Origin of the sequence: Burkholderia sp. HI2761 (genome assembly GCF_002223355.1) — a bacterium.
GTDB lineage: Bacteria > Pseudomonadota > Gammaproteobacteria > Burkholderiales > Burkholderiaceae > Burkholderia.
This window is the reverse complement of the sequence record NZ_NKFN01000003.1, coordinates 187,578-201,632: the sequence shown is the minus strand read 5'-3', so window position 1 is coordinate 201,632 and position 14,055 is coordinate 187,578. Positions and strand designations below refer to the sequence as shown.

Below are 14,055 nucleotides of genomic sequence, written 5' to 3'. Positions count from 1 at the left end.
ATGGCAACCCGCAAGACTTCCCGCGCGCCGCAACAGGCGTCGCTGTTCGACGATCCCGTGCCGGAAACGGCACCGGCCGATATTCCGTCCGCGGCTTCCGAGCCGCCCGCGGCCCGGCGAAAATCCGCGAAGAAGGCGGCCGCACCGGCGCCCGCGCCGGCCCCGACCGCCTCCGCACCGCGGCCCGTCGTCGCCGACGTGCCGCATCTCGCCGCGCAATTCGACGCGCTGCCGGCCGTCTGGCGCGACGTGCTGAAACCGTTCACCGACAGCGACGCGTACGCGCCGCTGTGCCGCTTCGTCGATGAAGAGCGCGCGGCCGGCAAGACGGTGTACCCGACCGACGTGTTCCGCGCGCTGCGCCTGACGAGCCCGGACGACGTGAAGGTCGTGATCCTCGGCCAGGACCCGTATCACGGCGACGACCGCGGCACGCCGCAGGCGCACGGCCTCGCGTTCTCGGTGCCGCCGGCCGTGCGCACTCCGCCGTCGCTGCGCAACATCTTCAAGGAAATCGCCGCGAACTTCGGTCACGACACACCGCGTCACGGCTGCCTCGATACATGGGCGCGCCAGGGCGTGCTGTTGCTCAACACCGTGCTGACGGTCGAGCGCGGCGCGGCCGCGAGCCATGCGAAGCGCGGCTGGGAGCAATGCACGGACACGCTGATCCGCGAGCTCGCCGGCCGCCATCGCGGGCTCGTGTTCATGCTGTGGGGCGCGCACGCGCAGGCGAAGCGCGCACTGTTCGACGCGAACGAGCATTGCGTGCTCGAGGCGCCGCATCCGTCGCCGCTGTCCGCGCACCGCGGGTTCCTCGGCTGCCGCCATTTCGCGCTCGCGAACGACTATCTGGTCGATGCGGGCCGCGAACCGATCGACTGGCGCCTGCCGGACGTGGCCGAAACGCTCGCGTAACGCCGCCTCGGCGGCGGGTTCGCCGCGCGAATGCAAAAACGCCGCGTCCCTTTCGGGGCGCGGCGTTTTTTATCGGGCGATGCAGCGGGTGCGTCGCACCCACGTCGACCCGACGCGTTACGCGGCGGCGATCGCTTCGCGTGCGCTGGCCAGCGCGGCGCTCTGCGCATCCGGGCCGAGGTTCAGGCCTTCCGCGAAGATGAAGCTCACGTCGGTCATGCCGACGAAGCCGAGGAACGTGCGCAGGTACGGCGTCTGGCTGTCGTTCGGCGTACCGGCGTACTTGCCGCCGCGCGCCGTCACCACGTGAACCTTCTTGCCCTTGATCAGGCCTTCCGGACCGTTCTCGGTGTAGCGGAACGTGACGCCCGCGCGGGCGATCCAGTCGAAGTACGTCTTCAGTTGCGACGAGATGCCGAAGTTGTACATCGGGGCGCCGATCACGATGATGTCGGCAGCCTGCAGCTCGGCGATCAGCGCATCGCTCTTCGCGACGATCGCATTCTGTTCCGCGGTGCGCTTGTCGGCCGGCGTGAAGAACGCGCCGAGCACCGATTCGTCGAGGTGCGGCAGCGCATCGGCCAGCAGGTCGCGCACCACGACGTTCGCGCCGGGGTTCGATTGTTGCAGCTTTGCCGTTAGTTCATTGGCGAGCAGCGTGGATTGCGCACCTTGCGAACGCGCGGCGGAATTGATTTGCAGAATGGTCGTCATGTCAGGCTCCGGTAGGGTTGCGCTTCGGTAGCGCGAGTGACGCCATTGTGCGTGGCCGCATGACCGCGAAAAAGCGGGTTCAGGGCGACGGATTGTTGCAGCAGCGGAACAATGCTCGATCGCGCCCCGATACCCACCCGGGTACGTTTATCCCTTCAGCCAGGCTTCGCGAGCCTTCGTGGCCGCAGCCGGCTTCGCGGCGGCGGTCAGCCGGTAGCGAGTGACTTCCGGGCCGTCGAGCTTCAGTTTCGCGGTGCGCAGCTCGTCGCGGCGGAACGCGTGAACCTCGACCTTGTCGCCCGGCCGGTAGCGCGAGAGCAGCGCATCGAGGTTCGTGCCCGTCACGCGCAAGCCGTCCACCGCGATCAGCGTGTCGCCGGCCGACAGCCCCGCGCGATGCGCGGCGCCGCCTTCGTACACAGTCGCGAACGTGCAGTCCGCGCCGCCGCGCAAGCGCGCGCCGAGCGTCGGCTTCGCGGCGGCGCCGATCGCGACGTCGGGCGCCAGCGTCACGCCGAACGGCGCGAGCAGTTCGCCGAGCGGCAGGTCGCGCGTGCCGTGCACGGCGTCGGCGAACAGGCGGCCGAGCGCGACGCCCGTCGCCTCTTCGATCAGCGCCTCGACTTCGTTTTCTTCCACGCCCGCCTGCTTGCCGCGATAGAAGTCGCGGCCGTAGCGTTGCCACAGCAGACGCATCACGTCGTCGAGCGACTTCCGGTTGCGCGTCTGCGCGCGGATCGCGAGATCGAATGCCAGCGCGACGAGCGAACCCTTCGTGTAATAGCTGACGATCGCGTTGGTCGCGTTCTCGTCCTGACGGTAGTACTTGATCCACGCGTCGAACGAGCTTTCCGCGACGCTCTGCTTGAGCCGGCCCGTGCCGCGCAGCACGCCGCCGACCGTGCGGCCGAGCGCCGCGAAATATTCGTCCTGCGACATCAGCCCGCTGCGGACCAGCATCAGGTCGTCGTAATACGACGTGAAGCCCTCGAACAGCCACAGCAGCGACGTGTAGTTCTCGCGCGTGAGGTCGTACGGCACGAACGCCGCCGGCTTGATGCGCTTCACGTTCCACGTGTGGAAATACTCGTGGCTGCAGAGGCCGAGATACGTGCGATAGCCTTCCGTCGTTTCCGGCCGCCCCTTCACCGGCAGGTCGGTACGGTTGCAGATCAGCGCGGTCGACGCGCGATGCTCGAGGCCACCGTAGCCGTCGCTGACCGCGAGCGTCATGAACACGTAGCGGTCCATCGGCGCCTTCTTCGACTTCGGCTCGAACAGCGCGATCTGGGCTTCGCACACGCGTTTCAGGTCGGTACGCAGCCGCTCCAGGTCGAGCTGCGTCACGCGCCCGGCGATCACGATGTCGTGCGGCACGCCGTGCGCGTCGAACGTCGCGAGCGCGAATTCGCCGATCGTCACCGGATGGTCGGAGAGTTCGTCGTAGTTCGACGCACGATACGCGCCGAAGCCGTAGCGCTTCGTGCCGCGCGCCTCGGGCAGCGCGGTGCCGACGCGCCACGTGCGGAACGCCGCGCCGGCCGGTTTCGCGATGTCGACTTCGCACGGCGCGTCCTCGCGGCCGGCGACGCTCAGGAACACGGCCGTCGCGTTGAAGAAGCCGCCCGACTCGTCGAGATACGCGGAGCGCACCGACAGGTCCCATGCATAGACGTCGTAGCGCAGCGTCAGCGCGCCGGTCACGGGCGCGGCTTGCCACGTGTGCTTGTCGGTCTTCGCGATGCGCACCTTGCGGCCCGCGTCGTTGAATGCGCCGAGCGTCACGATGTTGCGCGCGAACTCGCGCACGAGGTAGCTGCCCGGAATCCACACCGGCAGCGAGAAACGCTGGCCTTCGGGAGCGGGATCGGCAACCGTCACCGTCACTTCGAACAGGTGCGCGGCAAGATCTTTCGGGACAATCGAATAGCGGATCGGCTGAGTCATCGTGGCAATCGGTCGAATACGGCGGCGAAAACGAAGAGAGGCGCCGGCAGATCATGCGGGCGCCCCTCGCTGGCCGGGCCATGCGCCCGGCGTGCAGTCGGTTACTTGCTCGAGGCGAGCGCCTGGTTGAGCTGGTCGGCCGATACCGCGCCCGGCAGGCGGCGGCCGTCCGGCAGGAAAATCGTCGGCGTGCCCGTGACGTTCATCCCGCGGCCGAGCGCGAGGTTCTTGTCGAGCGCGGTAGTGTCGCACGTACCGGCGCCGGACGGCGCGCGGTGGTCGAGCATCCAGCTTTCCCACGTCTTCGCGCGGTCGGTCGCACACCAGATCGCCTTCGACTTCGCGGTCGAATCCGGCGACAGCACCGGGTACAGGAACGTGTAGACGGTCACGTTGTCGATCGACTGCAGCGTCGTCTCGAGCTTCTTGCAGTACGGGCAGTTCGGATCGGAGAACACCGCGATCTTGCGGGCGCCGTTGCCCTTGACGACCTTGATCGCATTCGCGAACGGCAGGCTCGCGAAGTCGATCTTGTTGATTTCGGACAGGCGGGCGTCGGTCAGGTTCTTGTGCGTCTTGGCGTCGACGAGATCGCCGAGCAGCACGTAGTCGCCGGCCGCGTCGCTATAGATGATCTGCGAGCCGAGGTTCACTTCGTAAAGGCCTGCAACCGGCGATTTCGACACGCTCTTGATCGGCGCGTCGTTGCCGAGACGGGCTTGCAGCGTGGCCTTCAGCTTGTCGGTGGTCTGGTCGGCCTGCGCGGTGCAGCCAAGCGTCGCCATCGTGACGGCCAGCGCCAACGACGCGATGCGGATCGTTTTTTTCATCGAAATCTTCCTTCAGCTCAATCGGAGTGCACGGCACAGTGTACGCCGTAACGGAACCGAGTCCGACCGGCGAAGCAGCCGAAGGTTCGCTCAGCCGAGCGCGGAAGACACGAGCCAGCGCTTCACGAGCGGCTGGGCCCCGACGAACGCCATGCCCGCGTTGCGCACCGCTTTCGCGAGCGAGCCCGGCACCGCGAACAGCCGCTGCAGGCCGTCGGTCGCGACCATCAGCGCGCGGATGTCCTCGCGGCGCGAGCGCTCGTAGCGGCGCAGCAGCACGGTATCGCCGAGGTTGCGGAAGCTTTCCTTGCCCGCGATCGCGTCGGCGAGCGCCGCGACGTCGCGCAGCCCGAGGTTCATCCCCTGCCCCGCGAGCGGATGGATCAGGTGCGCGGCATCGCCGACCAGCGCGACGCGCGGCGCGATCAGCTTGTCGACCGTCTGCAGCGCCAGCGGGAAACCGGCGGCCGGCGTCACGCATTCGAGCGTGCCGACCTGGCCGTGCGACACCCGCTCGACCTCGGCCGCGAGCTGCGCCGGATCGAGTGCGAGCAGTTCGTCCGCATGCGCGGTGTGCGCCGACCACACGAGCGACACGTGGCCGTCCGGCAGCGGCAGCAGCGCGACGATCTCGCCTTCGTGGAACCACTGCCACGCCGTCTCGCGGTGCGGCAGCGACGCCTTGAAGTTCGCGACGACGCCCGTCTGCCGGTAGTCGCGCCGTTCTACCCTGGCCCCCATTTGGGAGCGCACCCACGAATGCGCGCCGTCGGCGCCGACGATGAGGTCGGCTTCCAGCACCTGCCCCGACGACAGCGTGAGCACGGCCGCGTCGTCGCGCACGTCGAAACCCTGCGCACGCGCGTCGAACCACGTGAGGTTCGGCTGGAATCGCAGCGCGGCGTCGAGCGACGCCTCGACCAGCGATGATTCGGCGATCCACGCAAGCTGCGGCACGGACGCCTGATAGGCGGAGAAATGCAGTTCGGCATGCGCATCGCCATACACGCGCATGTCGTACACCGGCGCGAGCCGGCCGTGGTCGAGCGCCTGCCAGACCCGCAGCCGCTCGAGCAACGCCTGCGAACTGGACGACAGCGCGTAGACACGCGTGTCGAACGCGAGATCCGCGGGGCGCGGCGTGGCCGGCTGGGCGAGCAAGGCTGTCTTGTAGCCGGACTGGGTCAGCGCGAGCGCGGCCGTCTTGCCGACGAGCCCGCCGCCGACCACGGCGACGTCGAAGGTGTGGTGGGCAGTCATGGCGGGCATTATAGCCGCGGGGCCAAACCCTTACGCGGCCGGACTTTGCGGGAAATCAGCAGAACCGCGGGCCGGGGCGCCGGCGCGACGGCCCGCCGCATCGGCCGTTCGGCGCCCAGCCCGGAATCCGGGGCGCCGGCACGGTACAATAGCGTCTTTGACCGTCGGCCCGCCGCGCTCCACGCGCCGGCCGCCCTTTTTTCCCGCGCCGCCGTGCCCTGTCCGGCCGCGCCGCCTCACCCGTCCGAAGGATTCCATGAGTCTCAAATGCGGCATCGTCGGCTTGCCCAACGTCGGCAAGTCCACCCTGTTCAATGCGCTGACCAAGGCCGGCATCGCCGCCGAGAACTACCCGTTCTGCACGATCGAGCCGAACGTCGGCATCGTCGAAGTGCCGGATACGCGCCTGAAGGCGCTCTCCGAGATCGTCAAGCCGGAGCGTGTCGTGCCGGCCGTCGTCGAATTCGTCGACATCGCGGGCCTCGTCGCGGGCGCGAGCAAGGGTGAAGGCCTCGGCAACCAGTTCCTCGCGAACATCCGCGAAACCGACGCGATCACGCACGTCGTGCGCTGCTTCGAGGACGAGAACGTCATTCACGTCGCCGGCAAGGTCAGCCCGATCGACGACATCGAAGTGATCAACACCGAACTGGCGCTCGCCGACCTCGGCACCATCGAGAAGGCGCTCACGCGCTATTCGAAGGCGGCGAAGTCGGGCAACGACAAGGAAGCGGCAAAGCTCGTCGCGGTGCTTGAAAAGGTGCGTGCGCAGCTCGACCAGGGCAAGGCCGTGCGCGGCCTCGCGCTATCGGACGACGAACAAGCGCTGATCAAGCCGTTCTGCCTGATCACCGCGAAGCCGGCGATGTACGTCGCCAACGTGAAGGACGACGGCTTCGAGAACAATCCGCACCTCGAGGCGGTGCGCAAGTACGCGGAAAGCGAGAACGCGCCGGTGGTCGCCGTGTGCGCGGCGATCGAGGCGGAAATCGCCGATCTCGACGACGCGGACAAGGAAGCCTTCCTCGCCGACATGGGCATGGAAGAGCCGGGCCTCGACCGCGTGATCCGCGCGGGCTTCAAGCTGCTCGGCCTGCAGACCTACTTCACCGCGGGCGTGAAGGAAGTGCGCGCGTGGACGATCCATATCGGCGACACCGCGCCGCAGGCGGCCGGCGTGATCCACACCGACTTCGAGCGCGGCTTCATCCGCGCGCAGACGATCGCGTTCAACGACTTCGTCGCGTACAAGGGCGAGCAAGGCGCGAAGGAAGCCGGCAAGATGCGCGCGGAAGGGAAGGAATATGTCGTGCACGACGGCGACGTGATGAACTTCCTGTTCAACGTCTGACACCTGCATCGGCCGATGCCGTGCGATACGCACGGCATCGCGCCACGCGTGCTCCGGCACGAAAGACAAATGGCCCGACCGGCAAACGCCGCTCGGGCCATTTTCATGACCGGGGCTTGCGCCCCGCCGTCACGTCATTCGATCGGATCACGTCGCCGACACGCGCCGCCCCGCTTCCGCCCGCGCATCGCGCCCACGCTTGTTCAGCCACGACGCGAGCAGCACGATCAACGCCAGCACGGCCGTCGCGCCGACTTCCATCCGGTGCTCCTCGCTGACGAACATCACGGTCAGCGTGCCGCAGATGAACAGGATCACGGCCCACGTGAGCCACGGGAACAGCCACATCCGCAGCGTCAGGTCGGCGCCGCCCGATTCGAGCGTCTTGCGCATCCGCAGCTGCGAGATCGCGATCACGAGATACACGAGCAGCGCGATCGCGCCCGACGTCGCCAGCAGGAAGCCGAACACCTGTTCCGGCATCAGGTAGTTCGCGATCACGGTCAGGAAACCGAACGCGGTCGACGCCAGCACGGCCGCGCGCGGCGTGCCGGTCGAATCGGTGCGATGCAGGAAGGCCGGCGCGTCCTTGCGCCTGGACAGCGAGAACAGCATCCGCGACGCGGTGTACAACGCCGAATTCAGGCAGCTCGCGACCGACACGAGCACGATCACGTCGATGATCGCCTTCGCGTTCGGCACGCCGATCAGTTCCATCGCGCGCTGATAGGAGCCGTGCTTCGGCAGCAACGGGTCGTTCCACGGCACGATGGCCGCGACGACGAGGATCGAGCCGAGATAGAACAGCGTGATCCGCCAGATGACCGAGTTCGTCGCGCGCACGATCTGGCGTTGCGGGTTGTCCGATTCGGCGGCCGCGATCGTCACGATCTCGGTGCCGAGGAACGAGAACATCGTCGTCAGCATCGCCGCGAGCACCGCGCTCGCGCCGTGCGGCATGAAGCCGTCATGCACGAACAGGTTCGACACGCCCGACACGGCCGGCGCCGGAATGATGCCGACGATCGCCGCGCCGCCGATGCACAGGAACACGACGATCGCGACGACCTTGATCAGCGCGAACCAGAATTCGAATTCGCCGTAATTCTTGACGGAGAAGAGGTTGGTGACGGTGAGCAGCAGCGTGATGCCGAGCGCGAAGATCCACGTCGCGACGCCCGGGAACCATGCATTGAGGATGGTCGCGGCGGCGGTCGCCTCGATCGGGATCACGAGCACCCAGAACCACCAGTACAGCCAGCCGATCGTGAAGCCGGCCCAGTGGCCGATCGCGCGATCGGCATAGGTCGAGAACGACCCGCTGTCCGGATGCGCGACGGCCATTTCGCCGAGCATGCGCATCACCAGGACGACCAGCACGCCCGCGATCGCATACGCGAGTATCGATGCCGGCCCGGCTTCCGCGATCGCGTGGCCGGAGCCGACGAACAAGCCCGCGCCGATGACGCCGGCAATCGACATCATCGTTACGTGACGCTGCTTCAGGCCGGTGCCGAGGCCTGTATTGCTTCCACTCATCTGTCTCTCTCCAAAAAACGGTTCCGGTACGACCGGTGTCGCGTGAAGGCGGCGCGGGGAGTTGTCGTTGTTGAATCCGGCTGCGGCCGCGCGTGCGTCGCACGCGGGCATGAGGCCGGACTGGGCCGTTCCGGTCGGGTCGTCCGGGCAGTCTGCGAAGCTGCCGGTGCGATGCGGCGCATCGGGCGCCGGCGCATCGCGTACGCCCGTTCCGTCGGCTGTCGTCAGCCGCCTTCGAAGCGAAGGAGTGTAAGCATCAAACGGTTCTTCACTAAGAACCAATTGAAGAATTTCGATGGAACCACTCGTTGCATCGATACGAATCAATGCAACGATTGATCCGGTTCGGCGGCGGCTCGCGCGCCGGGCGCGGCGTTCAGTTCGCGTCGCGGGCGGCTTCGTCCCGCCACTTCGCCGGCACGAGTGCGTGCCATTCTCGCAGAAGCAGGTTTTTCACGGCGTCGGGACGCGCGGCCGACAGACGCACCAGCACGATCGGCCAGCCGAGGTAGTGATCGGTCACGTAATATACGTCGGGCGCCGATTCGATCAGCCATGCGCGCTCGTCAGGGCCGACGCCCTTCACGACGAGCGTATCGCCGTCCTCGCGCAATCGCGCGAGCATCTTGCCCTTCACCTTGAGCGCGGGCGTGCCGTACGACGTGCCTTCCTCGACACCGCGCCACGCCAGTGCGATCTGCCGGACTTCGTCGAATGTCACGATGCCTCCCCGATCATGCGTCGATGGTTGACGGTCCGGCCACTCTACCGGAAACCGCGTAACGCGCCAGGCGAGTGGCGTCATCCGCCGGCCGCGCGCGCGGCGGCCGGCGCACGCCCGGTGGTCGCGACGATCGCGAACGCGATCGCATTCGCGGCGGCGCTCGCGAGGATCGGCACGAGATAGCCGCCGCCTGCGTCGTAGATGAAGCCGGCCGCGGCCGGCCCGATCAGCGTGCCGAACGCGACGCTCGTGTACAGGATGCCGATGATCGCGCTCACATTGCGGCCGCCGAAATAGTCCATCGCGACCGCCGGCAGCACGGCGACCCAGCCGCCGTAGAACACGCCGAACACGAGCGCGAACGCAGCCAGCGTCGCGACGGTGCCGGCGCCCGCCCACGCGAGCAGCGCGACGGCCATGCCGGCGAACATCGCGAGCAGCGACGCGCGGCGGCCGAAGCGGTCGGCAAGGCCACCGAGGAAGAAGCGGCCGGCCGTGCTGCCCACGCCGATCGCGCCGAGCAGCAGCACGGCCGTCGACGGCGCGACGCCGTGATCGAGCGCGTACGGCACGAGGTGAACGAACGGGACGAACACACCGAACGAACAGACGAGGCAGGCCGCGTAGAGGCTCGCGAACGGCCGCGACGTGACGGCTTCGCGCACCGTCGCGCCGGTCGATGCGACGGCGGCATTCCGGCTGTCGTCGCCGGCGGCATCGCCGTCCGGCAGCAATCCGCGCCTGCGCGGGTCGTTCTCGATCAGCAGCGACATGCCGGCGCCCAGCACGACCGCGAGCGCGGCCAGCGCGAAATACGCGCCGCGCCAGCCGACCTGCGCGATCAGCGCGGACGCGAGCGGCGGCATCACCAGCGTGCCGACGCCGATCCCCGCGACCGCGAGCCCCGATGCGAACCCGCGCCGGCGCACGAACCAGCGCTGCACCGCGCCGACGGCCGGCACGTACGCGCAGCCGACGCCGACCCCGACACCGAGCCCGTACGCGACATAGACCTGCAGCAGCGTATGCGCGGCGCCGGCGGCCGCGAGCCCCGCGCCGGTCAGCAGCATCCCGGCGACGGCGAGCCGCCGCGAGCCGAAACGATCAGCCAGCGGCCCGCTGACGATGCCGAAGCCGAAGTACAGGAAGCCGGCGAGCGAGAACACGAGCGAGATCTGGCCGCGCGACGCGGCGAAATCCCGCTGCAGCGACTCGACGAACGCGCTGAACGTATACGCGCTGCCGAACCCGACGAACGTGACGGCGAACGCGGCCGCCACCACGTACCAGCCGTAGAAAAGGCGCGACGCGCCCGGGCGGTTCATGACGATGCTCCTTTCGGGTTCCACCGGCTGCCGGGCGGCGTCCGGGTTGCCCCGTGGATATAGTTGAACTATGTTGATCGCATCGGCTGCCCGGAGGCAGCCTCGAAACGTGCGATCCGATGTGTCAACGGTACGCGCGCGCATGCGTCGCCTCAAACGATATTTCCTCGGCCTTTCGCTTTAGAAAAACTGAATGAACCGTTCCCGCCTGCCGCCGCTCAACGCGTTGCGCGCCTTCGAAGCGGCCGCCCGCCACCTGTCGGTGAAATCGGCGGCCGAGGAGCTGTCGGTCACGCCCGGCGCGGTGAGCCAGATGATCCGCACGCTCGAGACCCATCTCGGCGTGCAACTGTTCGAGCGCGTGAACCGCGGCATCCTGCTGACGGCCGCCGGCCGCGACTACCTGCCGCCCGTGCGCAACGCGTTCCGGCAGATCGCCGATGCGTCGCAGCGCGTGTCGGGCACCGCCGACAGCGGCGTGCTGACGGTGAGCGTCACGCCGTTCTTCGCGTCCGCGTGGCTCGTCCCGCGCCTCGCGCAGTTCCGCCAGGCGATCCCCGACGTCGACCTGTAGGTCGTCACGAGCCACGCGCTCGCGGATTTCGCGCGCGACGGCGTCGACGTCGCGATCCGCCACGGCCTCGGGCGTTACGTCGGGCTGTGCAGCGAACGGCTGCTGACGGTCGAAATCGTCGCGCTCGCGTCGCCCGAACTCGTCGCGCGGCTCGGCATGCCGGCGACGCCGGCCGCGCTCGTCGGCTGGCCGCAGTTGCACGATGCCGAACGCAAGGGCTGGCACATCTGGTTCGGCGCGCAGCGGATCGACGATTTCGGCCCGCCGCGCGGCCCCGCGTTCGACAACTCGGGCCTGCTGCTGCAGGCGATCCTCGCCGGCCAGGGCGCCGGGCTGCTGCCGGCCGCGATGGTGCGCGGCGAGCTGGCGAGCGGCCGGCTCGTGCAGCTTGCCGACGTCGCATGGCTCGACGATTTCGCGTACTACCTCGTCTATCCGCCGCATCACGCGGAACGGCCGAAGGTTGCCGCGTTCCGCCGGTGGATTCTCGACGCCGCGCGGGCGGACGGCGCGGCGTCGATGTCCGGCGCGGCGTAGCGTCGCGCGGGTAGACGGCGCCGATCCGCTAACATGCGGCGCGGGCGATCGGCCCGACATCGATAACGACAAACGGAACGAGAGAGACCATGCGTGCCCTGCTCCACCGCGCGACACATGTCGCGGCCCTGTCCGTCGCGCTCTTCGTCGCGGCCGCCGCGTTGCCCCCTTCCGCGCATGCGTACCGCGCGTCACCCGGCTACGGCAACGAAGCCGATCTCGACCGTCACGACACGTATCGCAACCGCGACGGCGAAACCGTGCACGCGCCCGCGCATTCGAAATCGGGCCGCGTGCCGGACGGCGCGAGCGCACGCTGCCGCGACGGCACGTACAGCTTCAGCCGCCACCGGCGCGGCACCTGCTCGGGGCACGGGGGCGTCGCCGCGTGGCTGTAAGCGCGGGTCGGCCGAATGGCCTGCGCCGCGCCAGCGGCAGCCGGCGGCGAAGTACAATACGCGCTCGCACCGCCGCGCCCCGCGCGGCACGCTCCGTACCGGATCACCCGACGCCGCCACGCCCGCGCGCGCTGCGCGGCAGTCTCAACCACTTCTGACTTTCACACCGAAATGGCCCAATACGTTTTCACGATGAACCGGGTCGGCAAGATCGTGCCGCCCAAGCGCCAGATCCTGAAGGACATCTCGCTGTCGTTCTTTCCCGGCGCGAAGATCGGCGTGCTCGGCCTGAACGGCTCGGGCAAGTCGACGTTGATCCGCATCATGGCGGGCGTCGACAAGGACATCGAAGGCGAAGCCACGCCGATGCCGAACCTGAACATCGGCTACCTGCCGCAGGAACCGCAGCTCGACCCGACGAAGACCGTGCGCGAAGCCGTCGAGGAAGGCCTCGGCGACCTGTTCCAGGCCAACAAGAAGCTGGAAGAAATCTACGCCGCGTATGCCGAACCGGACGCCGACTTCGACGCGCTCGCGGCCGAACAGGCGAAGTACGAAGCGATCCTCGCGTCGAGCGACGGCGGCAGCCCCGAGCAGCAGCTCGAAGTGGCCGCCGACGCGCTGCGCCTGCCGGCGTGGGACGCGAAGATCGAGCACCTGTCGGGCGGTGAAAAGCGCCGCGTCGCACTGTGCAAGCTGCTGCTCGAAAAGCCCGACATGCTGCTGCTCGACGAGCCGACCAACCACCTCGACGCCGAATCGGTCGACTGGCTCGAGCAGTTCCTGGTGCGCTTCCCGGGCACCGTCGTCGCCGTCACGCACGATCGCTACTTCCTCGACAACGCGGCCGAGTGGATTCTCGAACTCGACCGCGGCCACGGCATTCCGTGGAAGGGCAACTACAGCAGTTGGCTCGACCAGAAGGAAGAGCGCCTGAAGCAGGAAGAAGCGTCGGAATCGGCGCGCCAGAAGGCGATCAAGAAGGAACTGGAGTGGGTGCGCCAGAACCCGAAGGGCCGTCAGGCGAAGTCGAAGGCGCGTATCGCGCGCTTCGAGGAGCTGAGCAGCCAGGAATACCAGAAGCGCAACGAAACGCAGGAAATCTTCATTCCGGCCGGCGAACGCCTCGGCAACGAAGTGATCGAGTTCAAGAACGTCAGCAAATCGTTCGGCGACCGCCTGCTGATCGACAACCTGAGCTTCAAGATCCCGGCCGGCGCGATCGTCGGCATCATCGGCCCGAACGGCGCCGGCAAGTCGACGCTGTTCAAGATGCTGACCGGCAAGGAACAGCCGGATTCGGGCGAAGTCGTGATGGGCCCGACGGTGAAGCTCGCGTACGTCGACCAGAGCCGCGACGCGCTCGACGGTTCGAAGACGGTGTTCGAGGAAATCTCGGGCGGCGCCGACGTGCTGACGGTCGGCAAGTACGAAACGCCGTCGCGCGCGTACATCGGCCGCTTCAACTTCAAGGGCGGCGACCAGCAGAAGATCGTCGGCAACCTGTCCGGCGGCGAACGCGGCCGGCTGCACCTCGCGAAGACGCTGATCTCGGGCGGCAACGTGCTGCTGCTGGACGAACCGTCGAACGACCTCGACGTCGAAACGCTGCGTGCGCTGGAAGACGCGCTCCTCGAATTCGCGGGGTCGGTGATGGTGATCTCGCACGATCGCTGGTTCCTCGACCGGATCGCGACGCACATCCTCGCGTTCGAAGGCGATTCGCAGGTCACGTTCTTCGACGGCAACTACCAGGAGTACGAAGCCGACAAGCGTGCGCGCCTCGGCGAGGAAGCCGCGAAGCCGAAGCGCCTGCGCTACAAGCCGATCAGCCGCTGACCGGCGCGGCCCGGGCACCCGGCACCGCGATCGCGCGGCGCCGGGTGCCGAAGGCGGCCGCATCCGGAACGGCACAACGAAAAAGCGGGCTCATGGCCC

At 68.0% G+C, this 14,055-nt stretch carries 11 protein-coding genes and 1 pseudogene; 5 read left to right on the top strand and 7 right to left on the bottom strand.

What is annotated here, in order from left to right:
* A complete protein-coding gene (locus CFB46_RS06430; protein WP_089499550.1) occupies positions 1-918 on the top strand; it encodes a uracil-DNA glycosylase in 918 nt (305 codons plus the stop codon).
* Between the two features lie 117 nt (positions 919-1,035).
* On the opposite strand, the gene CFB46_RS06425 is transcribed toward CFB46_RS06430, so the two are convergent.
* The 4 genes from CFB46_RS06425 to CFB46_RS06410 form a co-directional block, all read right to left on the bottom strand.
* Positions 1,036-1,632 (bottom strand): FMN-dependent NADH-azoreductase, encoded by a 597-nt coding sequence (locus CFB46_RS06425; RefSeq protein ID WP_027783430.1) that lies wholly within the window; start codon positions 1,630-1,632, stop codon positions 1,036-1,038.
* 147 nt (positions 1,633-1,779) lie between these two features.
* A complete protein-coding gene (locus tag CFB46_RS06420) occupies positions 1,780-3,579 on the bottom strand; it encodes a M61 family metallopeptidase (protein WP_089499549.1) in 1,800 nt (599 codons plus the stop codon).
* A gap of 101 nt (positions 3,580-3,680) precedes the next feature.
* Positions 3,681-4,409 carry a DsbC family protein gene (locus CFB46_RS06415; RefSeq protein WP_089499548.1) on the bottom strand — a complete coding sequence of 243 codons (729 nt, stop codon included), beginning with the start codon at positions 4,407-4,409 and terminating at the stop codon, positions 3,681-3,683.
* A 90-nt stretch (positions 4,410-4,499) separates the two neighbouring features.
* Positions 4,500-5,678 carry a UbiH/UbiF family hydroxylase gene (locus CFB46_RS06410; RefSeq protein ID WP_089499547.1) on the bottom strand — a complete coding sequence of 393 codons (1,179 nt, stop codon included), beginning with the start codon at positions 5,676-5,678 and terminating at the stop codon, positions 4,500-4,502.
* A gap of 247 nt (positions 5,679-5,925) precedes the next feature.
* Here CFB46_RS06410 and ychF point away from each other — a divergent pair, with 247 nt between their 5' ends.
* Positions 5,926-7,020 carry a redox-regulated ATPase YchF gene (gene ychF / locus CFB46_RS06405; RefSeq protein ID WP_027783426.1) on the top strand — a complete coding sequence of 365 codons (1,095 nt, stop codon included), beginning with the start codon at positions 5,926-5,928 and terminating at the stop codon, positions 7,018-7,020.
* A gap of 147 nt (positions 7,021-7,167) precedes the next feature.
* Here ychF and gabP read toward each other — a convergent pair whose 3' ends face one another.
* From gabP to CFB46_RS06390, 3 genes are all read right to left on the bottom strand, one after another.
* Positions 7,168-8,559, bottom strand: a complete 1,392-nt coding sequence (gene gabP / locus CFB46_RS06400; protein WP_089499546.1) for a GABA permease — start codon at positions 8,557-8,559, stop codon at positions 7,168-7,170.
* 376 nt (positions 8,560-8,935) lie between these two features.
* Positions 8,936-9,280, bottom strand: a complete 345-nt coding sequence (locus CFB46_RS06395) for an MmcQ/YjbR family DNA-binding protein (protein ID WP_027783424.1) — start codon at positions 9,278-9,280, stop codon at positions 8,936-8,938.
* Between the two features lie 80 nt (positions 9,281-9,360).
* On the bottom strand, positions 9,361-10,608 hold the full coding sequence (locus CFB46_RS06390) for an MFS transporter (protein WP_089499545.1): 1,248 nt from the start codon (positions 10,606-10,608) through the stop codon (positions 9,361-9,363).
* A 193-nt stretch (positions 10,609-10,801) separates the two neighbouring features.
* On the opposite strand from CFB46_RS06390, the pseudogene gcvA reads away from it, so the two are divergent.
* The 3 genes and pseudogenes from gcvA (at position 10,802) to ettA (ending at position 13,956) form a co-directional block, all read left to right on the top strand.
* A pseudogene (gcvA, locus tag CFB46_RS06385) lies at positions 10,802-11,719 on the top strand (transcriptional regulator GcvA).
* Between the two features lie 89 nt (positions 11,720-11,808).
* Positions 11,809-12,117: a DUF3761 domain-containing protein gene (locus CFB46_RS06380; RefSeq protein WP_027783421.1), complete on the top strand. Its 309-nt coding sequence runs from the start codon at positions 11,809-11,811 to the stop codon at positions 12,115-12,117.
* Between the two features lie 171 nt (positions 12,118-12,288).
* The gene (gene ettA / locus CFB46_RS06375) at positions 12,289-13,956 is read left to right on the top strand and encodes an energy-dependent translational throttle protein EttA (protein WP_027783420.1); all 1,668 of its coding nucleotides are present in this window, start codon (positions 12,289-12,291) and stop codon (positions 13,954-13,956) included.
* Positions 13,957-14,055 lie beyond the last annotated feature (99 nt).